Source organism: Candidatus Harpocratesius sp., from assembly GCF_054039255.1.
Genome location: NZ_JBPLBG010000049.1, coordinates 101,538 through 121,332 on the forward strand (window position 1 = coordinate 101,538; position 19,795 = coordinate 121,332).

General features: G+C 32.5%; 19 protein-coding genes. 10 read left to right on the top strand and 9 right to left on the bottom strand.

All coding sequences use genetic code 11. The features are described 5' to 3' along the window. Positions 1 to 10: 10 nt before the first annotated feature. The 4 genes from ACXLDF_RS12050 to ACXLDF_RS12065 all read right to left on the bottom strand — a co-directional run bounded on the left by ACXLDF_RS12050 (position 11) and on the right by ACXLDF_RS12065 (position 3,324). A complete protein-coding gene (locus ACXLDF_RS12050) occupies positions 11 to 949 on the bottom strand; it encodes a thiamine pyrophosphate-dependent enzyme (protein WP_457558782.1) in 939 nt (312 codons plus the stop codon). 13 nt (positions 950 to 962) lie between these two features. Then, entirely contained in the window at positions 963 to 2,264 is a 1,302-nt protein-coding gene (locus tag ACXLDF_RS12055) for a transketolase C-terminal domain-containing protein (protein WP_457558783.1), read from the bottom strand. A 67-nt stretch (positions 2,265 to 2,331) separates the two neighbouring features. Then, positions 2,332 to 2,673 carry a 4Fe-4S dicluster-binding protein gene (locus tag ACXLDF_RS12060; RefSeq protein ID WP_457558784.1) on the bottom strand — a complete coding sequence of 114 codons (342 nt, stop codon included), beginning with the start codon at positions 2,671 to 2,673 and terminating at the stop codon, positions 2,332 to 2,334. Between the two features lie 51 nt (positions 2,674 to 2,724). Then, complete coding sequence (locus ACXLDF_RS12065; protein WP_457558785.1) at positions 2,725 to 3,324, bottom strand: 2-oxoacid:acceptor oxidoreductase family protein; 600 nt, start codon at positions 3,322 to 3,324, stop codon at positions 2,725 to 2,727. Positions 3,325 to 3,544: 220 nt separating this feature from the next. Between ACXLDF_RS12065 and ACXLDF_RS12070 the strand changes: the two genes are divergently transcribed. Next, the gene (locus tag ACXLDF_RS12070; protein ID WP_457558786.1) at positions 3,545 to 4,231 is read left to right on the top strand and encodes a ZPR1 zinc finger domain-containing protein; all 687 of its coding nucleotides are present in this window, start codon (positions 3,545 to 3,547) and stop codon (positions 4,229 to 4,231) included. 98 nt (positions 4,232 to 4,329) lie between these two features. Here ACXLDF_RS12070 and ACXLDF_RS12075 read toward each other — a convergent pair whose 3' ends face one another. Then, positions 4,330 to 4,497, bottom strand: coding sequence for a hypothetical protein (locus ACXLDF_RS12075; protein WP_457558787.1), 168 nt, complete (start codon positions 4,495 to 4,497; stop codon positions 4,330 to 4,332). 353 nt (positions 4,498 to 4,850) lie between these two features. Here ACXLDF_RS12075 and ACXLDF_RS12080 point away from each other — a divergent pair, with 353 nt between their 5' ends. Continuing rightward, a complete protein-coding gene (locus tag ACXLDF_RS12080; protein WP_457558788.1) occupies positions 4,851 to 6,800 on the top strand; it encodes a tetratricopeptide repeat protein in 1,950 nt (649 codons plus the stop codon). Between the two features lie 5 nt (positions 6,801 to 6,805). Here the strand turns inward: ACXLDF_RS12080 and ACXLDF_RS12085 are convergent, their stop codons facing one another. Together ACXLDF_RS12085 and ACXLDF_RS12090 are read right to left on the bottom strand one after the other, a co-directional pair. Then, positions 6,806 to 7,861, bottom strand: coding sequence for a vWA domain-containing protein (locus ACXLDF_RS12085; protein ID WP_457558789.1), 1,056 nt, complete (start codon positions 7,859 to 7,861; stop codon positions 6,806 to 6,808). A 56-nt stretch (positions 7,862 to 7,917) separates the two neighbouring features. Further along, on the bottom strand, positions 7,918 to 8,838 hold the full coding sequence (locus tag ACXLDF_RS12090; protein WP_457558790.1) for an AAA family ATPase: 921 nt from the start codon (positions 8,836 to 8,838) through the stop codon (positions 7,918 to 7,920). Between the two features lie 111 nt (positions 8,839 to 8,949). Between ACXLDF_RS12090 and ACXLDF_RS12095 the strand changes: the two genes are divergently transcribed. Beyond that, a complete protein-coding gene (locus tag ACXLDF_RS12095; RefSeq protein ID WP_457558791.1) occupies positions 8,950 to 9,675 on the top strand; it encodes a methylenetetrahydrofolate reductase C-terminal domain-containing protein in 726 nt (241 codons plus the stop codon). Positions 9,676 to 9,722: 47 nt separating this feature from the next. After that, entirely contained in the window at positions 9,723 to 10,646 is a 924-nt protein-coding gene (locus tag ACXLDF_RS12100) for a methylenetetrahydrofolate reductase (protein ID WP_457558792.1), read from the top strand. A 71-nt stretch (positions 10,647 to 10,717) separates the two neighbouring features. Here the strand turns inward: ACXLDF_RS12100 and ACXLDF_RS12105 are convergent, their stop codons facing one another. After that, positions 10,718 to 11,908, bottom strand: a complete 1,191-nt coding sequence (locus tag ACXLDF_RS12105) for a hypothetical protein (protein WP_457558793.1) — start codon at positions 11,906 to 11,908, stop codon at positions 10,718 to 10,720. A gap of 153 nt (positions 11,909 to 12,061) precedes the next feature. Here ACXLDF_RS12105 and galT point away from each other — a divergent pair, with 153 nt between their 5' ends. From galT to ACXLDF_RS12130, 5 genes are all read left to right on the top strand, one after another. After that, a complete protein-coding gene (gene galT, locus ACXLDF_RS12110; RefSeq protein WP_457558794.1) occupies positions 12,062 to 13,093 on the top strand; it encodes a galactose-1-phosphate uridylyltransferase in 1,032 nt (343 codons plus the stop codon). A 60-nt stretch (positions 13,094 to 13,153) separates the two neighbouring features. Continuing rightward, positions 13,154 to 13,972, top strand: a complete 819-nt coding sequence (locus ACXLDF_RS12115) for a hypothetical protein (protein ID WP_457558795.1) — start codon at positions 13,154 to 13,156, stop codon at positions 13,970 to 13,972. Between the two features lie 132 nt (positions 13,973 to 14,104). Next, entirely contained in the window at positions 14,105 to 15,286 is a 1,182-nt protein-coding gene (locus ACXLDF_RS12120) for an acetyl-CoA C-acetyltransferase (protein ID WP_457558796.1), read from the top strand. 107 nt (positions 15,287 to 15,393) lie between these two features. After that, positions 15,394 to 15,777, top strand: coding sequence for a hypothetical protein (locus ACXLDF_RS12125; RefSeq protein ID WP_457558797.1), 384 nt, complete (start codon positions 15,394 to 15,396; stop codon positions 15,775 to 15,777). A gap of 56 nt (positions 15,778 to 15,833) precedes the next feature. Continuing rightward, positions 15,834 to 16,421 (top strand): hypothetical protein, encoded by a 588-nt coding sequence (locus ACXLDF_RS12130; RefSeq protein ID WP_457558798.1) that lies wholly within the window; start codon positions 15,834 to 15,836, stop codon positions 16,419 to 16,421. Positions 16,422 to 16,796: 375 nt separating this feature from the next. Here the strand turns inward: ACXLDF_RS12130 and ACXLDF_RS12135 are convergent, their stop codons facing one another. Then, entirely contained in the window at positions 16,797 to 17,225 is a 429-nt protein-coding gene (locus ACXLDF_RS12135; RefSeq protein ID WP_457558799.1) for a hypothetical protein, read from the bottom strand. Between the two features lie 1,035 nt (positions 17,226 to 18,260). On the opposite strand from ACXLDF_RS12135, the gene ACXLDF_RS12140 reads away from it, so the two are divergent. Continuing rightward, on the top strand, positions 18,261 to 19,436 hold the full coding sequence (locus ACXLDF_RS12140; RefSeq protein WP_457558800.1) for a radical SAM protein: 1,176 nt from the start codon (positions 18,261 to 18,263) through the stop codon (positions 19,434 to 19,436). The last annotated feature ends 359 nt before the right edge of the window (positions 19,437 to 19,795 follow it).

The window sequence follows — 19,795 nt, forward strand, 5'->3', positions numbered from 1 at the left end:
CTATCGCTTTCTATATTTCTAGATTTTCTTGATATACCAAATAACGGTCAATCCAAGACCACCATTCGTTTATATCTTGTTGTAATTGTTCGATTAACTTATCATCAATTAATTTAAATCGTCCTTGATTTTTCTTTGAGAAGTATTCGCTCAGTGGTTTCCTTTTGGTTGGATCATGTAAGCGCTTGCTTTTCCCTGAAAGTGTTAAAATTCCGTTTTCAATTTCAAACAAAGGAAAAACACCAGTATCTACTGCCAATTGTGCCTGTTTGATGGTGTATTGCGCTTCATGGCGCCATCCAGGAGGGCAAGGTGCTAAAATTTGAATAAAGCGAAAGCCCTTAATATCTTTGGCTTTTTTGAATTTATCATATAAATCCATGGGATCAGATACAGCACAAGTTGCAACATAAGGGACATTATGAGCTGCTACAATCATTGGAACATTTTTCTTTTTCTTCGCTTTTCCATAGGGTGTTGTGGTTGTTACTGTGCCACGTGGTGCACTAGAACTGGCTTGAATACCTGTATTCATATAACTTTCGTTATCATACATGACATAGATTATATCTTCATTGCGTTCAGCCGCTCCACTTAATCCTTGAATTCCAATGTCTGCAGTTCCACCATCTCCTGCCCAGACAACTACATTATAATCGCCCTTTCCCTTTGCTATCAATCCATGTTTCATTCCTGAAGCAGCTGCTGCAGAAGCAGCAAAAGCCATGTTGAACCATGCCCAATCTGGAGCTGATTTCGGCCATAAACCAGTAACTACATTTGCACAAGAAGCTGGACTAACAGTGGCGGTTTTTGGACCAAGTGCTTTCATTGCCCATCGAAGAGCAAGATCTAAACCGCAACCTTGACAAGTAGCATTACCTGGTAGAAAATATTCACGCTTCGTTTCTGGATTTGCAACAATATCTACAATTTTTGTTTTTGCCATATTTGGTTCCTCCTTATATATCTCCAAAATATTCTTCTTCACCTTGAGGCACTTTATCAGAGCCTGTAATTAAACCCGTCCAATATGTTCCCCACATTTTATATGGTTTTTTCGGAGCTTCACCTTTTTCTTTTAAGTCGAATAGGATTTTAAACTGCTCTATTTGATCATCGTATGTAACATCTCTACCCCCTAATCCTCCAATAAAGGGCAGTATTTTAGCATTGCGAGTTGAATCATAGCGTTGACAGGCTGCCATTATATCAGTACTAAGCGGTCCTGCAGTTGGATTACCAAAAGCGATAGCACGGTCCATAACTCCAACAATTTGTGTCTTTTTAATATATTTTAATATATCTTCCGTTGGAAATGGTCGATAGGTTCGTACTCGGAGTGCGCCTGCTTTATATCCTTGTTCTCGTAATACATCCACCGCATCTTCTGCTTGTTTGGCAATTGTGCCATATCCGATCATAAGGACATCAGCATCATCAGCTTTATATGGTTCAACTAAACCATTTCCATAAGACCGCCCGAATCGTTTTTTAAACTCAGCCATTGTATCCTTAATGATTGGAATTGCTTTTAATTGCGCTTCATGGGCTTTAATACGAAACTCTGCATAAAAGCTTTGAGGCATAATTAAAGCTCCAGTCATCATAGGACGCTCACTGTCTATCCAAACATGTTCCCATTCATCACGTTTGGGAATAACAAATTTCTGCGCTTCTTCCCATGGTACTCGTTTAACTGGTTTTGATGTGTGGCTTAAAACAAATCCTCCATAAGCTGGAAAGAGAGGTAGCATTACATCTGGATGTTCTGAAATATTAAATCCCATCAAAATAGAATCATATATTTCCTGATGTGTTCCCAACAGTTGGATCATGATACCGCTGTCTCGTAACCCCATGATATCGCCGTAATCTGCCCAGATATTCCAACCTCCGCCAGTAAGTCCTCGTGTGGCAATTGATAGTACGACTGGTAAGCGTGCTCCGACCATCCAATGGATCATTTCTGTCATATAGAGTAAACCTTGTCCAGCAGTGGCTGAATATACTCGAGCCCCTGCGTAGCTTGCACCAACCAATCCTGCTGCCACACTGTGTTCAGATTCCATTCTCATGAATTGTGTTTTTTGATTTCTCGCAATGAATTCTTCTTCGCCAACAAGACTACTTAGTTCTTCTACGACTGTGGTTTGGGGTGTGATTGGGTATGCTGTGATTACATCAACATTTGCATCCATAGCTGCATAAGCAGCAGCTAAGTTTCCTTTTTGCGGACCTTCAAAGAATTTTGGTTCTACCATTTTTTTTTCACCTTTTCTTTTTTAAATAAGACTAATTTTTAATCTTTCTAATTTATTCTCCTTCTACTTATACTTCCCTCTGCATTTCAATGCATTTCTTTGGGCACATCTCTGCGCAAATTCCGCATCCTTTACAGTAGTCATAATCAAAACTCACAATTCCACTTTCATCATCAATTAACACAGTTCCTTCAGGGCAGTACATATAACAGTGATAACATTTAATACATTCGTCTTGATTAATTACGGGTTTAAATGTTCGCCAGTCTCCTGTATGACCTGCACAACCTTTTATTGGAAAGGATAGTGATGCTGGCGGTAAATCCCAATATGATGTCCACGATTGAATTTTAGGGCGTTCTTCACGCGATTTTCGAATTATTTCCCACTTTTTTGCTTCTTCCACCATTTTAATTTCTCTCCATTATATTAATTCTTTTTTCTCCCAATTTTTAATATATTATTGAATCTCCTTTACTTGCTCTGAGGCTTTCATGGCTGCTTCATAATTAAGATGACCCCGAGAACCAAATTTTTTCAATGCAATTTGCTCGATTGTTTTCAAATGTAAGCCTAAATCCATTTCGCCTGTTTCATCTTTATATTTAATTTGAGTCAATGCTCCCAATAAAGGAACGTTAATTATTGGATATCCTGCTGTAGTTAAATTCAATTTTAGTGCAATATCTGTAACAGGAACAGTGTAAATTTTGCATTCTTTTGGGAATTTTGATACATCAATTGTTTGATTGGTATTAACCAGAACCGTTCCATGTTTAACTGCATCTGCCACTCCGGGTAAAGGAATTAATGACGCATCAAAAATGATGGTAATGTCGGCATCCTCAACTGCGGCATAGTTTTTAATCTCGCGATTTCGGGATAACTTGGTAAATGCTTTTATTGGAGCGCCTCTTCTTTCTGCCCCAATTTTAGGTATGCTTAGTACATCTGTATACCCATCAGCATAAGCTACTTCACAGAGTAAAAGCGCTGCGGTGATGGCACCTTGACCACCTCGACCGTGCATAGTAATTTCAAAAATTTTATCATTGTTCATAATGATTCATCACGCGAAAAATACATTATGATCTGAAAAACCCGTTAATATTTAAGTGAGATGATCTTATTTTAACATCCCACTATCAACCCCATTCTTCCTTCATTTTTCATAATTGTGATTAATCTAGATATAGAATTAAAATAGAACGAATGAAAAAAGAAATTGATCAAAAAACGAAAAATTTAGTATATTTCTATTCTTTTATTCTTTAGTGATTATGCACCCTTCAAATGAAAGATCTTCTTCTTTCTCTAAATCTTCATCTTCCAATCCTTTATCATCAACCAAAGAGAATTCAAACTTATCATCAATTCAGAGAAAAACTTCACTAAATCGAAAAGATGGATACTATGAACTTCTTCCTTTAGATGAGAGCATTAAATGTCCAGTATGTGGAAAAAAAGTGGAAATGACAAGGACATTATATTCACTACCTGATGGAGATGATATCATAATTTTTGTTATACTGTGTGAACATTGTGGATATCGAAAATCTGACATGATTCCAGTATTTACTGCTTTCAAGCCAGGAATTTATCGATTAGTGGTTGATGATGGAGATTTATCTCATAAAATTTTTCGTGGTGCTACCGGAAATCTAGAAATTCCAGAAATAGGTGTTTCAATTGAACGGGGTCCAGCAGCGAACTTCGATTTTACTAATGTTGAGGGAATTCTTTTACGAATGGAAAAACAAATTCAATTTTTTCTCCAGACAACTCCTTCAGATACTCCAGAATGGAAAAATGCACATGATTCATTAACTCGATTAAATGCGTGCAAATCTGGAAAAATGTCTTTTACTGTCATTTTGACTGATTTTGATGGTGGAAGTTATATTACTCCCACTCATAAAGAGAAAATGGTATTTGAACCACTAGCAGAAAAATCTACATCAAAATAGATATAGTCCAAATGTTAATTATAAGAATAAAGAAACTATAAATTGCGGATAGAAAAAAAGCGAAAAAAAATGTTCTTCTCAGCAAGAAATAAAAAAAATTATTCTTCCCACTTTCCTTCGGCTTTTAGTTTTTCCTTTAATTTTTCTAATTCTTCAGCACGCTTCTTTCTTTCAGCTTCAATTTGTGCCTTTTCTTCTTCTGTTACCTTCTTAAGCTTTTCTTTATTCATTGCCTCAATTTCTTTTCGTAATTCATCACTGCTCATGAGTTTACCACCTATTGGGGTTTTTTTATAAGAAAAATAGATCTGTTGCTTATTATATATCTTGGAATTTTCTACCTATAAAACTTATGAAAGTTATGAATCAAATAAAAAAAGGATCACTAATAAAAAAGTAATGATCATGGACGAATTTGTCGGAAGGCTTTTTATACTCCTCCGAGATCTAAAAGTTACAGATGGGATATACCTATAAACAAATCTGTATTATGCGAATAGAAGATGTATATGAAAAATCTTAATTGTAAATAATTATCTTTTGAAATAATAATTAATTAATCACTCTATTGGGCTATACGCATACATTAAAAGAAAAATATATAATAAGTGGAAAAAAAATGCCATCATTATTTAAAGAATATTTGAACAAGATTAGAGAATATTTAAAAAGATCTCAATTTATGATGGCAAAAGATGAGATTGAATTCCTTCAAAGCAGAAATGATCTAACGCCCTCACAAAATGATGAAATATTCCTTCTTCAAGCTCAACTTGCAAATCAAACAGGAAAATTTTCCGAATCATTAAGAATTTTGAAAAACCTTTCTGAAAATTTTGCATTTTCTTCAGAATCGCTGGAGTATATGGATCTTTTATATCTTTTAGGTGATAACTATTTTCGTTTAGGCAATTTTTCTGAAGCTTTAGGATATATTCAAGAAGCACTTGATTTATTTGAACATTCAAAAATTTCTTCCAATCGACAGAAGATTCAATTATATGCCAAGTGTATTATTGTAAAAGCTGGAATCTTATGGCAAACTGGAAAATTGGAACTCGCATTAAAAAATTTAGAAAAAATGATATTAAATCAGCGGGATTTACTCGAACCAGTTCATTTAATAAAATTACTTAATCGATATGGAGTGATAATATGTGCTCAAGGTAATTATAGTGAAGGGATAAAGTATTTTGATGAAGCTTTACAAATAGCAAGATCAAATCATTATCCCTCATTAATTTCCATTCTTTATAATAATCTAGGGATGATTTATCGCCAATTAGGAAATTTTAAAAAATCTCTTATATATTGTGAAAAAAGTCTTATTTTTGAAAACCGAACTGGAAATACATTCCGACAAGCAACAGTATTAGATACTCTTGGAGAATTATATTTTGAAATGGGAAAATATAGCGAGGCATCAGAATATTTTTTACAAAGTGTTAATATCGGACGAAAATTAGGTAATCCATATGAATTGTCTGTATATCTTTTTCATTTAATTAAAAGCTATATTGAATTGAATCAAATTTCCAGGTGCAAAAAATTTCTTACTGAATTTGAAATGTTATGCTTAGTTGAAGATAATATTAGAGTAATTCAACGTTATCAGCTGATTCAAGCTCTATTATGGAAGAAAAGTTCTCAATTACGGTTTCAATTTCAAGCTCATGAAATTTTACAGTCAATTGCTTTTGGACCTGTCGTAGAATATGAAATAACATTAACTGCATTAGTGCATTTAGCAGATATATTATTAGATGAAATGAGGGTGACGCAAAAAGGAGAAATTGTTGAAGAAATAGAACCAATTATTGCAGAACTTCTAAAAATTGCAGAATCTCAAAATTTGATTTTGTTGCTTGCGCAAACCTATTTATTAAAGGCACGTTTTGCAATCTTGACTTTAAATATTGATCAAGCGAGACAATTTTTAACTAAAGCTCAAAATTATGCAATGTCACATCATTTGAATGGAATTGCAATCCAAATTGCTTCTGAACATGATAAATTGCTTGAACAGCAATTATTATTAGAACAAATAGGAAATAAGGAAATATCTATAGAAGAACGCTTGAAATTATCAGGTTTCAACCTCCAATTTTCTCGAATGATTGTAAATACTAATGATAATTTAAATACTCCAAGTAAAGAAATTCCGATCTTTTTTGCAATTATGAATGAGTGTGGGCCGATGATTTTTTCTCAACAATTCAATCGTGAGATTGTAGTTAACGATCAATTATTTGGCGGGCTTCTCAGTGCTTTTTATTCTTATTGTAGTGAAATGACAGAACATTCTTTTGATCGAGCAAAATTTGGACATTATACAATAATGTTAGTTCACAATCACTCTCTTCTTTTTGCATATGTATACAAGGGTTCTTCATATTCTGCTCAAAAACGATTAAATCTATTTCTTGATAAATTGAAAACATACTCTGAACTTTGGAACCAAATCCAGAATTCTGTAAATTTGAATAATGTACTACCTAAATCAACTTTACAGTTGTTTTTACCCGTTTTTCATTCATCTTTTCCTGAAATATTAATGGAAGAATCATGATTATTTTAAATTTTAGCTAAAAGCATCATAAGTGCCCGAGGAATTTCCTTAAAGTCTGATACAGGAATATAGAATCCTTTTCCTGCTTGGGCAATTTGCTTACAAATAGAACTTCCCCTTGCAGTGTTTTCCTTTTGAACTTCAGAAGGCATATTTATTACATGTAATCTTGGATATTGTCGAGCGATTATGGCTGGATGCTTTCCGCGATTATAATCGCCATCAGTTATTAGAATTCCTATTTTTTTTCTCCCACCTGGGACACTTTTTAATTCTTCTAATCCTTTTCGAAGTGCACGTGAGATATTTGTGAATCCTACTGCTTCACTGTCTAAGATTTGATCAATAAGCTTAGGTAAAGGATTTTCATCTTTTAGTGATTTTAACACATATGGTTCAGAATTAAACAAGATAATACTGATAAAATCCTTTGACATTGCATAGGATAAAACAGAAGTAGTTAAAGCTGCATTTAAAAGAAGTTTTCCAAACATTGAACCAGAAGTATCAAGTATTAATACAACATTACGCTTTTTTTGTCGGCGTTCATATCCAACAATATCTTCGTAATGAATCAATTGCTTTCCATTTTGTATATAATTAAATAATGTTTGCCCTAAATCAAATTCAGGAATTCCAGGATAGTAATGAATGCGATGTCTAGACTTCCCTTTAGAACCACGTCCAGAAATGTTTAATGAAGATCGCAAAATGATTGATCGAGTTAATCTTTGAAGCATCAGCTTAAATGAGAGTGGTGCATGTGAGCGAATCATAAAAAATAAATGTGGAATAAACGAATCTTTATTTTCTCTGTATTTCTCTGCAAAAAAATGAGTATATTCTGTTTGCTGTAATTCAGCTGTAACTGCATATATATTTGATTGAGCTAAGCTCATTAAAGCTTCAATATTATCTGATTCTACTGAGAGGCGCGCAAGATCTTTAATATCCTTGAAACCCAGATTCTGGGCTAGTTTTTTATAGCGTTTTTTAGTGCTTTGCTTCCGTTGAATTTCATACTTTAAAAGATCATGATCTTTCAAATTTGAGAGGCGCAATCTCTCAATTCCTTTGAAGGCTTCATCGGGATGAAGAACATTCTGAACCTCAGCCTTTAATGAAAATGATGAAACACTTCTTCAATAATTTCTTCCAATATTTCTTTAAGATTTCTTTCAGTTCCATCCATTAATTCTAATTTAGAATATAATGCCATAATTCCTGCATCTTTCCAAAATTGAAGTCCAGGTTTTTTTCCATAGGCTTCAATAAGCTTGGCTAGATCTATCGCGCCTCTAATAGATGCACCACGACGAAGATCTGGATGTACCCGCGTTAAATTTATTATTTTTACTGATATATTTGCTATTAGATTCAGATGCAGAGTAGAAGATGAAAGATTCATTTTAACAATCTCGATTTCTTCTTCTTCTGATTGATAATTTACTTCAATCCAAACAAAACGATCCTTTAACGCTTCACCCAAGGCAGATACACCTACATGTGCTTCCGGATTTTGAGTCGCAATGGTAAAAAACGAATCTTTTGCATGAATCTTTCCTAATTTTGGAATAATTAATGTATGTTCATCTAAAGCAGATAAAAGGACATTTTGAGTAGATTCAGGAATTCTATTTAATTCATTAATGAATAAGCATCCTCCTTCTTTCATTGCTAAAGCGAGAGGACCATAAATAAAAGAGTCTTCAGTATATCCATGGCTTAAAACAGCTGGAGGATCGAAATATCCTGTTAATGTGTGACTTAATACATCTTCAGAGCCATCAACTCGAAAGAATCTATTGTTTGCATATTCTGCTAAAGCGCGGGCTAAGTACGTTTTGCCAGTTCCAACAGCACCTTCTAAAATGACATGTTTTTTAGCTTTAAAGGCTAATAACAAGAGGGTTAATTCGTTCTGACGGCCGATGATTTGATATTTATCTTGAATTTTCTTTACTTCTACAGCTATATCCTGCGAATAAATTGATGCATCAGTTTTCACTGGATTGATTTCTTTTTCCGTATCTTCCATTCAACTCAAATAATTAAAGATTTCATTGCCCAAAAAATTCATGAAATTTTAAAATTCTAATTTACAACTAGCAAATTTTTAAAGTTATTAATCTTTCTCTAATCGTTTATTGTGATAATTACCACACCAAAATCTTGGAATGAAATCAAACTTGCCATTGAACAATGGAATTTGCATAAAATAATTGTAATAAGTTGTGGGGGTTGTGCAGCAAAATGTGGTACTGGAGGAACAGAAGGTTTGGAAAAATTACTTTCATTTCTAAAAACATTGGATTTGAAAATTCTTGTATCTATGGTGATTCAAGAACCATGTGATTTGCGCAATCTTCATCGAGATTTTCGATATATTAGAGAAGAGATAGACAATGCTGATGGGTTCATAGCTGCAAGTTGCGGGATTGGCGCTCAAGTAATTGGAGATTTTGCTCAAAAACCTGTTGTAATTACAACTAATACAATAATGATGGGAGAAACGATTCATTTAAATGAATATAGCAATCGTTGTGTTGCTTGTGGAAATTGTATTTTAAATGAAACAGGTGGAATATGCCCAATTACTCTTTGTCCAAAATCAATGCTAAATGGTCCTTGTGGAGGCATGTTCCAAGGTAAGTGTGAAGTGGATAACTATCAAAATGATTGTGCGTGGGTACAAATTTACAATCGTTTAGAAAAACTTGGAAAATCTTCTCTATTTGCCAAAATTCGGGAACCACAAGATTGGAATCTTCGTCGACGAATAAATTTAAATCTCCAAAAAGAAAGAAAACTATTTTATTCAAACATTTATTTAGCTGATCATCATAATGAAAGTCAACAGGAGGATTCCAACTGAAATCAATACCATCTATTGTAATACCCAAAGATAATTTTGTTTCTCGTATGAAACGGGGTGAATTTATCTTTGAAGGAGAAATTGAATATTCCACTTCATTAAATCCCCAAACATATCATAATCAAGCGATCTTCTTAAATTCTCATACTTCGGCTCTTTCTATTCCAGATAATCCTGGAAGCAATATTTTTTTATCAAATATCGCACTTGCACAAATTATTCGTCCTGTTTATTACAAAGATATTATCTTAAATATATCATGTAGGGATTACAATCGAATTGGGCTTGCATCAAGATTAATTACTGCGTATGCTTTGGGATTTCGAAACCTTTTACTTATTACTGGAGATCATCCATCATTGGGTACAGTACCTGAAAGTAAACCCGTTTTTGATTTGGATTCGACCCAATTACTGAAATTATGTCGTGATTTCAACCACACTCATTCTTTTTTTGGAACTTCATTTGATATCAGTCATGAAAATTCTTTAAAATCCCAAAATATATCACAAAATTTTATTTTAGGAACTGTGGTTAATGTTCATACTTCAATACCTGAAATTGAAATGGCGCGTTTTCAACGTAAAGCAAAGTTGGGCTTAGATTTTATCCAGACACAAGTCATTTTTGATGCAGAAGCTGTCATTCAAATGCTTAAGAACCTTCAAAAATATGATATTCCAATAATAACTGGAGTAGTTCCTCTCGATAATTATGCATTAGCTAAAAAAATTGCTCGATTTTTACCCGGTTTGGAATTTCCGAAAGAAATCTTAAATGAATATAAGAAGATTTCCCAAAATTGTCAAAACAGCGCAGAACGGAGTAAAAAATTTGATACATTTAATAAAAATTATTATTCACCAGTTATTCGTGAATTAAGGCGTAAAGGATTGATACATGGGCTTTATTTTGCCACCATATCTTATCCAAGAATTATTCCTCAAATTATCCAAAAAATAGATGGATGATTGTTAAATGAAAAAAAGAATAGATGGATAATCGCAATTTTTGAAAAAAAATCATATTTGAGTAATTGACTTTAATTTTTAAATTGAATAAAATCTTTTTGCTGCAAGTATTGACATGCTTGGATTATATCTCCTATTGGAATATCCAATAATTCTGCTAAATCTCGCAGGGTTTTGCGCCCATCTATTGCAACCATTAAAACTTTAATCCATGAGTTTTGTAGTTGATTGCGAAAAACACCTGCAGTTATGTGATTCTTCACTGGAATTAATTCATGGATCGGTTTGTGATAAAATTTTTGTGGAAATTGTTGCATTCTCAATAATCTGTCTTGATATACTTGATTTGTACCATTTCGATGAACATTTTGGGGAAATTCAATTTGATGATGTGTTTTTGTGAAAGGGTTCGCTGGATAGTAATTTGAACCAATTTGTGAAGATTGATGCATAATTGAAGAATTATTTTCTGGGATAAATCGATTAGGTGAAAATTTTTGTAATTCACGGAGATTTGAGTAGTAATTTGTTGGCATATTTGCTTGTTTTGAAAAACCAATGGTATTTGCATTGTTAATTTTATCTAAATTGTCAGTTGCATATCGTAAAGTTTGATACTGGGAAAACCTCCTACTTATTCCATGTGTTGGGTGTTTATATGGTGTTCCGCTTTCATTTGATTTTTCTAAAGAAGAATTTAAGAATCTAGATGATTTTGTTATTGCCATTGAAAATGCATTTGCAGGCACAGTTGTTCTGATTTCAGGCATTTTATAAGTTAAAGATTTTGATTCATTCGATTTTACTGAATTTCTTGCATCATTTTCTAAAATTGGAAGGTTTCCTTGAATTTTCTCTACAATATCTAAGAAAACCTTCTTAAAACGATGATAAGGTTTAATATCTCCATTCCAGTCTTTTTTAAGATTTTTTCCGAACATATGAATAAATGTTGATGAAGCTTCACCCATAATTATTTTACGGGTAATTTTATCAGGATTTCCTTCAGTAGTCAAAATAAAGAGCAGTTCATTTTTTTGTCCATCTAAATTTTTTCGTTGAAATGTAAATAGTAAATCCGTCATTTGAACTTCATCAATTTGGCCTAAATTTCCAACAGAATCTGCAAAACTATTAATTGCCTGGAAAAATCCGCTGATTAAGGTAAATTCATTGTTATTTTCAGCAAGTCGGTATTTCGGATCCAGAGAAATATTCAAGATTGGTAATCCATTTCGAAGGACAAAGAAATTGCATATCATAAGTTTGACCACTGGGATCATTTATGGTCAAAATAATATTCAAATCCGTTATTATTACGATCTTATGTGGATATATCTATGAGAAATTGATATAAAAGAATACAATATGAACCAGATTTTATTAGTAATGAATCCTTATTTTAATCGAACAGTATGGAAGAAGAAAAATTCACAACTCCCCAGCACCGCTGGGATCCTTTGCTGAAAGAATGGATAATTTATGCACCTCGACGGAATGTACGTCCGTTTCAAGGAAAACAATTTGATAAAAAACCAAAAAAAACATGGGATTGTCCATTTTGTCCTAATGCTCCAGAAGGTGCTGGAAATTGGGTTGTAAAGCAGTTACCAAATCGTTTTGCTGCACTAGATGAGCATGTACCGTTTGAAGAACAAACAATTGGTTCTGTTCATAAACAAGCATCAAATTATGGAAAGTGTGAAGTTATTCTATATTCACAAGATCATAATGCTTCTTTTGGAACACTTTCTCATGATAATATTGTGGCATTAATCGAATTATGGCAAGAAAGATATCGTGAATTGAGTAAACTTCCCGAAATGAAGTATCCATTTATTATGGAAAATCGGGGGAAGGAAATTGGAAATTCAATGGCTCATCCCCACGGTCAAATCTATTCTTTTCCTTATTTTCCTCCAAAAATAAAAAAAAAATGGGAATCCTTTATAGAATATAATAATGATTCGAAAAAATGCCTGTTATGTGATATTGTTGCTGAAGAAATGCGTGATCCTAAACGAGTCATTGAACAGAATGTTGATTTCATCGCTGAAGTGCCATATTACGCACATTGGGCCTTTGAAGTTCATATTATTGCCAAAACTCATATACCATCAATTGTTGAAATGAATCCTTCTCAAGTTGAAAATTTAGCTCGGATTATGAAATCTATTGTTAATCGATATGATGCATTAATAGGAAATAACAGATTAATGCCGTATGTTATGGCAATGTTCAATGCTCCAGTGAATACTTCACAACGAGATGTTTGGCATTTTCACATAGAGTTTTACACTCCTTTCCGCGGTCAAGGAAAATGGAAATTTTTGGCTGGAGTAGAATTGGGAACTTATAACTTTATTAACGATGCACTCCCAGAAAAAAACGCTCTAATTTTACGAAATGTAAATATATCATCATTACAAAAAGAAGCAAATGATTAATCGTATTACTTATATTTCTATATCGCAAAGATTTTTTAAGTTTTAAACTAAGAAGTGAATATGGGTTTTTGTGCAAAATGTTGTCAAAACTGTTTAACTTCATGCTGTTTAGTTATTATGGCTGGTGTCAGCTTTACCTTCTTTGACCTTACAAATGCAATATCTGGAAGTTTATTTGTAAATGTAGGAAGTGCCATCAGTGGGATTTTCACTTTAGCTACAGGAAGTAGTTCTGTAGGGGCTCTGGGAACTATTCTTCTCGGAGGATTAATGAGTATTGTCAGTGTTCTTATTTTTCCAATCCATTGGATGCTTATTTATCGCCCAGATGAAGCGGGAATGGCATTGGCTTTAATGATTCCATGGGTTTTGGCTATTGGTATTTCTGCATTGCTTTTTGCTAAATCCGCTAAGCAGGGTTTTATGATCGGTGTTTGGTTAGCAGTTGGATATATTGTTTGGGGCATAGTAATTTATATTTTATTAGCAATTGTGCTAAGTGGAACAATCGGAATTAGTATTATTAATGGATTATTTGGTGGGTTGACAGATTTACATCCTATACTTGCAATTATTTTAGCTTCTTTAGAAGGTGGTTTAATTGGTGGCGCCTTTGGTGCTCTTTTTGGAGCAATTAAGTATAAACCAGGAGAAGAAACAGAATATGAGATGAAAACCAGCAAAGAAAAGAAATCAAAAAAGGGGAAGAAAAAAGATAAAAGCGGGGATATGTATATGGAATCAACTTTTGATGCTTATTCTTCCAATTCTTCAACAACTTCTTTTGATGAAAAAAACATGAAAAAATGCCCATATTGTGGTGCTAATTTAAAGAAAGATCAAGATTACTGCTTGAATTGTGATAACTACTTAAAATAAAACAATTTTCTTTTTTCAAATTCTCTTTTCATTTTCTCTTTTATAAATTTATTAACATATCGTATAGAATTCATCTTTTTACTTTTGGATTCTCCATTCATTTATATACATTTCAATGTTAATTTTATTAACATGAAAGAAGTTGTGATTGTAAGTGCGGTTCGCACTCCAGTTGGAAGTTTTGGTGGCAGTTTAAAAAATATTTCCGCTGTGAAATTGGGTAAAATTGTTATCAAAAATGCCATGGATCGTGTTTCATTAAATCCAGAATTAGTTGATGAAGTATTCATGGGTTGTGTATTACAAGCTGGTTATGGGCAAGGCGTGGCCCGTCAAGCTTCCATTAAAGCAGGAATACCTGTAGAAACTCCTGCTACTACTATCAACATGATTTGTGGTTCAGGCTTAAAATCTGTTGCTTTAGCTTATCAATCTATTGTGTCCGGCTATAATGATATCGTAATTGCTGGTGGAACAGAGAATATGTCGATGGCACCCTATGTTTTAAAAAATGCTCGATGGGGTTATAGAATGGGAAATGGCGAGCTTTATGATACAATGGTTAAAGACGGGCTATGGGATGTGTTTAACGATTATCATATGGGTATTACAGCAGAAAATATTGCCAAAAAATGGCAAATAACCCGAGAGGAGCAAGATCAATTTGCACTTACCAGCCAATTAAGAGCAGCAAAAGCCCGTGATGAAGGGAAGTTTAAGGATGAAATAGTTCCTGTGGAAATACCCCAAAGGAAAAAGGACCCAATTATGTTTGATACAGATGAATTCATTCGAGATGGAACAACAATCGAGAAATTAGCAAAATTACGACCTGCTTTTATGAAAGATGGCACAGTTACTGCTGGTAATGCATCTGGCATTAATGATGGTGCAGCAGCATTAGTTGTGATGAGTCGAGAAAAAGCAGATGAATTGGGGTTGAAACCTTTATTTAGAATTATTGCCCATGCGACTGCTGGTGTCGATCCCAGCATTATGGGTACAGGACCAATTCCTGCAACCAGAAAAGTTTTGAAAAATGCTGGATTATCTTTAGATCAAATTGATTTAGTTGAAGCAAATGAAGCTTTTGCATCTCAATCTTTATGTGTAATTAAAGAGTTGGGTTTAAACCCTGAAATTACAAATGTAAATGGTGGTGCCATCGCAATTGGTCATCCTATCGGTGCTTCAGGTGCTCGGATCTTAGTTACTTTACTTTATGAAATGATGAAACGAGAATCAAAACTTGGCTTAGCCACTCTTTGTGTTGGAGGCGGAATGGGCGAAGCGATGATTGTTGAGCGATTATAATTTCGATTTCATTATATTGAAGATATATAAAATCGCTTCTCATTTTTCTTTTTTTTTCCATATATTTTAAGGTAGTTGAAGTGATTTAGATCTTGAGATGATTACGAGTGATAACAAAAACATATTATTGTCCGCTTTGTAAAAAGAAGCATTCAATCGAAATGCCAGAAGATTTTGCCGAGGGACGCACATCTTATCCATTTGTGCACTCGTATATTCATAAATTTTCTTCAAAATCTCAAAGTGTTGATGAAGGAAAAGATATTTTAACAATGCTATACATAGATAAAAATTTGGAAATTCGACATGTTGAGGTTATGTTCCAAAATGCTGAAGGAAATATCATATCTATGGAAGATGCTCAAAAGTTGATCACTTTTTTAACTCAACAATTACAAGATATGCAAGATTCATATGAAATGCTTTCAAAGAAGTATTTAGAATTAAAGCAAAAATATGATCATCTACTTCAAAAAGATAACGATTTTTAAGATAATCTATAAGAAATTAAATCCAATTTTAGAATTTTACTTGATTCTGATACAAAATGTCCAACAATGCGTTACTTCTTGATGAAATATCTATTCCTCAATGTGCTACTTGTCGTTTATGTTGTTCTGATATTCCCACTTGTATCATTGATTATCATACCCTTCACTTTTTGGCTTTAAAATCGAAAAATGCAAATTTTGAAAAGCTTTTGAATGAAATTGTAATATATAGGATAAAACCAGAATTTTTAATCTCAGCAGCTTATCTTTGGCAGCATTATTTTAAATACAACCTTTTAGAAATGATTACAAATCCTAATGATGAAGGAGATTTTTTAATTGCAGCAATTCCAAAAACCCGGGAAAAATGCCTCTTTTTGTCCGAAATCGGATGCATTTTGCGTGAAAATAAACCTTTAAATTGTAAACTATTTCCATACATTCAGTTCCAAGGGAGAATATCAATTTCACCTGTTTGTCCATTACAAAAAAAATCGATTTCAGAAGTAACTCTTAATAAATTCGATGAAATATTGGAAAAATATACTCAAATCGCAATATGTCACAATTTGGATTATTATAAATTACTTAAAAGAATGAATAGTAAATTTAATTGGAGAATTATTAATTACAAATCGTTGTAAATAAAATCTATGATTTTTAATTTTTTTATTCATTATAATTATTCTACAATTGTAAAAAGTAGAACCGTGTTGAGAGATAAGAAGTTGTGAATTTCGGCGTGAGAATCGATTTTGGCTCTCAACACGGGAAAAAAGGTGTTAATCTTAGATTTTTCTATTGTCGAGTCATTGATTTTTTTTTATTTTTTTATTTTTCACGATATTTTCTTTTTCACCTCTTATATTTTATTTTTGATTAGTGAGGAAAACTTTTGTTGTTTTCCTATCCCTTTTAACCTGATATTCGGATTTTTTATTTGTATTTCGCTTTTTTCAATTCACTTTATTAATTCTTCACCTCCTTATTATTTAGTGGATTATAAGATCGACGAACTATCATGCTGGGTTGGATTGACGTGATATTCCTGAAATATTTCCTGTAATCCCTTGCCAAATTGTTCTGTAATCAATACGGAATCGAATGACTCCATCATTGTGTTTAGAATTTGGATCCATTCGGCGGAGAATTTCACATAGTTCAGAATATTCCGCATCTTCATAGATGTCATGGGTTTCGATTGGCAATTTGAATTCTTTATCTGGAGTTTGAAAAGATTTTAATGAATTTCGTTCGATTTGCAAAACAGGAACTCTATATCCATAAGTTTGGAGTTTTTGTTGAATTGCATTTTGATATTTCTGACCGAACTCCCAAGGAGCACGATCAGTCATAGATCTATATAGATCTTGTGTATCTTCCAAATATTCTGTAATTTTTATTTCTGATTTTTCTAATTGATTGGTTCTTTCTTGATAAGTGCTCATGAGATGTTCCTCCTGGTCAGTTTTTTGTTATTTGTATTTATTTGCATGTTTGCATTTTGATTATTATGAAAAAATGTTATCATTCTTACTTGAAAAATTCTATAGTTATTTGGTTTTCTTAATTCTGATCTTTAAATGAATCAATTTTGATTACTTTTCTGCTAATTTATCTCATGTGAGAGTATTTATTATCACAAAGGGATAAAAACGCTCAGCTTGAAAAGAATATGTAGAGTGCAAAGCACCTGTGAAAATAAGTTCGCATTTTTTGGTATGAAATGCGTGGTTTTTGTTCAGCTTAGTTTCCAACTGATGCTTTGCTTTTTACTCTTACAAATCCATAAACATTGGAACACGTAAACACTTTACGCCAGAAATAAGAATTTCGGCATGAATTGTGTGCCAATATTTATTGGGGTGAATATTAAATTTGTAAGTTTTCAAGCTATACATCATTGGTCCCTGTTGAACGGCTTTTTTTATACTTTTTTAGTTACTTTTTTTATTCCTGATAGTGAAGAAACGTATTACATAATTTTTCTTCTTATGATCTTATTGGAAATTAACATATTTAAAGTTATGGTTGAATATATTTATTTTTTCAAAAAAAAATATGGTAGTTTCCACTAAAGCAATTGTTCTGATAATATTATTGGCTATATTTTATTTTATTCAGATATTTTGAATTTTTTCTTAACATCCTTTGTGACAAGCCAACTGATTCCACACTACTATGTAGATTATAATTAGGATTAAATTCATTCCGAATCGCTACAAATTTTCCAAGCAATTTCGGTTTTCAGTGCCTAAAAGGAGTTTTTAGCGATTCGGTCCGAAAATTTAATACCAAATAAAATAATCTACAATAGGGTCAAGCTTTCGCATAACCCCTAAAGTAGTGTGCTTTTTGACAGCACAAAGGGTATTAGATTTATGATTTAACGGATTTATGAATCGCATTTTAAATACCTAATTTCTTAGATCTTAACAATATAATAACAAATTTCCTATTTAAGATTGACGTTTCTTCAAAAGATGGATAATTATACCATTATTTTAAAAAAGATTAATAAAGATTATCACGATTTCTTTATTGAATTAAAAATGGTTAGTAGGGATTCTTCTTCAACTCGTTTGGAATCATATTTAGCCCACTATTTTTCATTAAAAGAACAACGAACTGTCTCATACTATTTGCGATGCAAATCATTCTCTGTTGAATTTGATCCTACAGATGACCTGACAAAATTACTTAGTATTCACAAGAAAATGAAAGGTAAAATTGAAGAAATGGATTTGTTTAAGCACTTAAATCCAGATATTCAATCATTTTTGGATTTAAAATGTGTGATTGCCACCAAAATGCTTCAAAATTGTAATTTTTGCAATCGAAAATGTAATGTTAATAGAAAAAGAGGTGAGCTGGGTTTTTGTGGTCAATCAGATCAATGTTTTGTCTCTTCTGCTTTCCTTCATTTTGGAGAAGAACGACCTCTAGTTCCGAGCGGAACAATTTTTTTCAATGGATGTACTTTTGATTGTGTTTTCTGTCAAAATTTCGATATTGCGTCATACGGTAAAAAAAACAAGGAAGGGGTTTCAGATAATTTAAGTAATTTTTTTGTTAGGAAAGATGCTGTATCGCCTAAATTTTTAGCAAATATTGCCACAAGATTATTCCATCAAGGTGCATTAAATATCAATTATGTTGGTGGAGATCCAACTCCTCATATTCATATAATTCTTAAATCTATGAAATTTCAGCATGAGAATATTTGTCAATTATGGAATTCAAATTTCTATCTTTCTGATCCTGCATTAAGTATTCTTATAGATGTAATTGATCTTTGGTTACCTGATTTCAAATATGGAAATGATGAATGTGCACTTCGTTTATCTAAAATCCCTCATTATTGGAAAACAATTACTCATAATTTTAAGCGGATTTATCACGAAGGGTCAAAAAATATCATTATTCGACATTTGGTGATGCCCAATCATGTTGAATGTTGCACGAAACCGATTTTAAAATGGATTGCTGATAATATCCCAAAAGTGGTGGTTAACATTATGGATCAATATCATCCAGATTACCAAGTTTCTTCTTTACAGTATTCAGAATTAAATCGGCGTATTTCTTCTCATGAAATGCAAAAAGCCTATGAATTTGCCGAAAAATTGAATTTATTTGTTTTTCATTTAAAAATGTAAACTAATTTACACTTAAAATATTGTAGAATATATTTGGATTTTCTATAAAAAGAGAGAGGTTGAAAATTGCTTTCTAAAAAAAAGAAATTGGTTGTTAGATCTTCATTATAATGATAAATATAATAAGAATATAAGTTAAAATCTTAATGTAACTTCAAGATTCACTATATTCTTAATCGCTTTTAGAAATTTAAAAATTCTACCATAAGATTTAAAAATCACATATTCAAAAATTAAGTTACTCAAATTTACAAATTTAAGTAAAATAAAAAGAGATTGAAAAATGGTATTATTGGTTCACTTACCATTATCATCATATCTATCAATACATTTACTTTAACGCTCTTGATATAAGCGAT

Excerpts from the sequence above, each read along its gene's own strand:
- ACXLDF_RS12105 (WP_457558793.1), bottom strand. The coding sequence starts at position 11,908 with ATGATATGCAATTTCTTTGTCCTTCGAAATGGATTACCAATCTTGAAT.
- ACXLDF_RS12075 (WP_457558787.1), bottom strand. The coding sequence starts at position 4,497 with ATGAGCAGTGATGAATTACGAAAAGAAATTGAGGCAATGAATAAAGAA.
- ACXLDF_RS12070 (WP_457558786.1), top strand. The coding sequence starts at position 3,545 with ATGCACCCTTCAAATGAAAGATCTTCTTCTTTCTCTAAATCTTCATCT.
- ACXLDF_RS12050 (WP_457558782.1), bottom strand. The coding sequence starts at position 949 with ATGGCAAAAACAAAAATTGTAGATATTGTTGCAAATCCAGAAACGAAG.
- ACXLDF_RS12060 (WP_457558784.1), bottom strand. The coding sequence starts at position 2,673 with ATGGTGGAAGAAGCAAAAAAGTGGGAAATAATTCGAAAATCGCGTGAA.
- ACXLDF_RS12065 (WP_457558785.1), bottom strand. The coding sequence starts at position 3,324 with ATGAACAATGATAAAATTTTTGAAATTACTATGCACGGTCGAGGTGGT.
- ACXLDF_RS12090 (WP_457558790.1), bottom strand. The coding sequence starts at position 8,838 with ATGGAAGATACGGAAAAAGAAATCAATCCAGTGAAAACTGATGCATCA.
- ACXLDF_RS12115 (WP_457558795.1), top strand. The coding sequence starts at position 13,154 with ATGGGTTTTTGTGCAAAATGTTGTCAAAACTGTTTAACTTCATGCTGT.
- ACXLDF_RS12140 (WP_457558800.1), top strand. The coding sequence starts at position 18,261 with ATGGATAATTATACCATTATTTTAAAAAAGATTAATAAAGATTATCAC.
- ACXLDF_RS12135 (WP_457558799.1), bottom strand. The coding sequence starts at position 17,225 with ATGAGCACTTATCAAGAAAGAACCAATCAATTAGAAAAATCAGAAATA.
- ACXLDF_RS12080 (WP_457558788.1), top strand. The coding sequence starts at position 4,851 with ATGCCATCATTATTTAAAGAATATTTGAACAAGATTAGAGAATATTTA.
- ACXLDF_RS12055 (WP_457558783.1), bottom strand. The coding sequence starts at position 2,264 with ATGGTAGAACCAAAATTCTTTGAAGGTCCGCAAAAAGGAAACTTAGCT.
- ACXLDF_RS12120 (WP_457558796.1), top strand. The coding sequence starts at position 14,105 with ATGAAAGAAGTTGTGATTGTAAGTGCGGTTCGCACTCCAGTTGGAAGT.
- ACXLDF_RS12100 (WP_457558792.1), top strand. The coding sequence starts at position 9,723 with ATGAAACGGGGTGAATTTATCTTTGAAGGAGAAATTGAATATTCCACT.
- ACXLDF_RS12130 (WP_457558798.1), top strand. The coding sequence starts at position 15,834 with ATGTCCAACAATGCGTTACTTCTTGATGAAATATCTATTCCTCAATGT.
- galT (WP_457558794.1), top strand. The coding sequence starts at position 12,062 with ATGGAAGAAGAAAAATTCACAACTCCCCAGCACCGCTGGGATCCTTTG.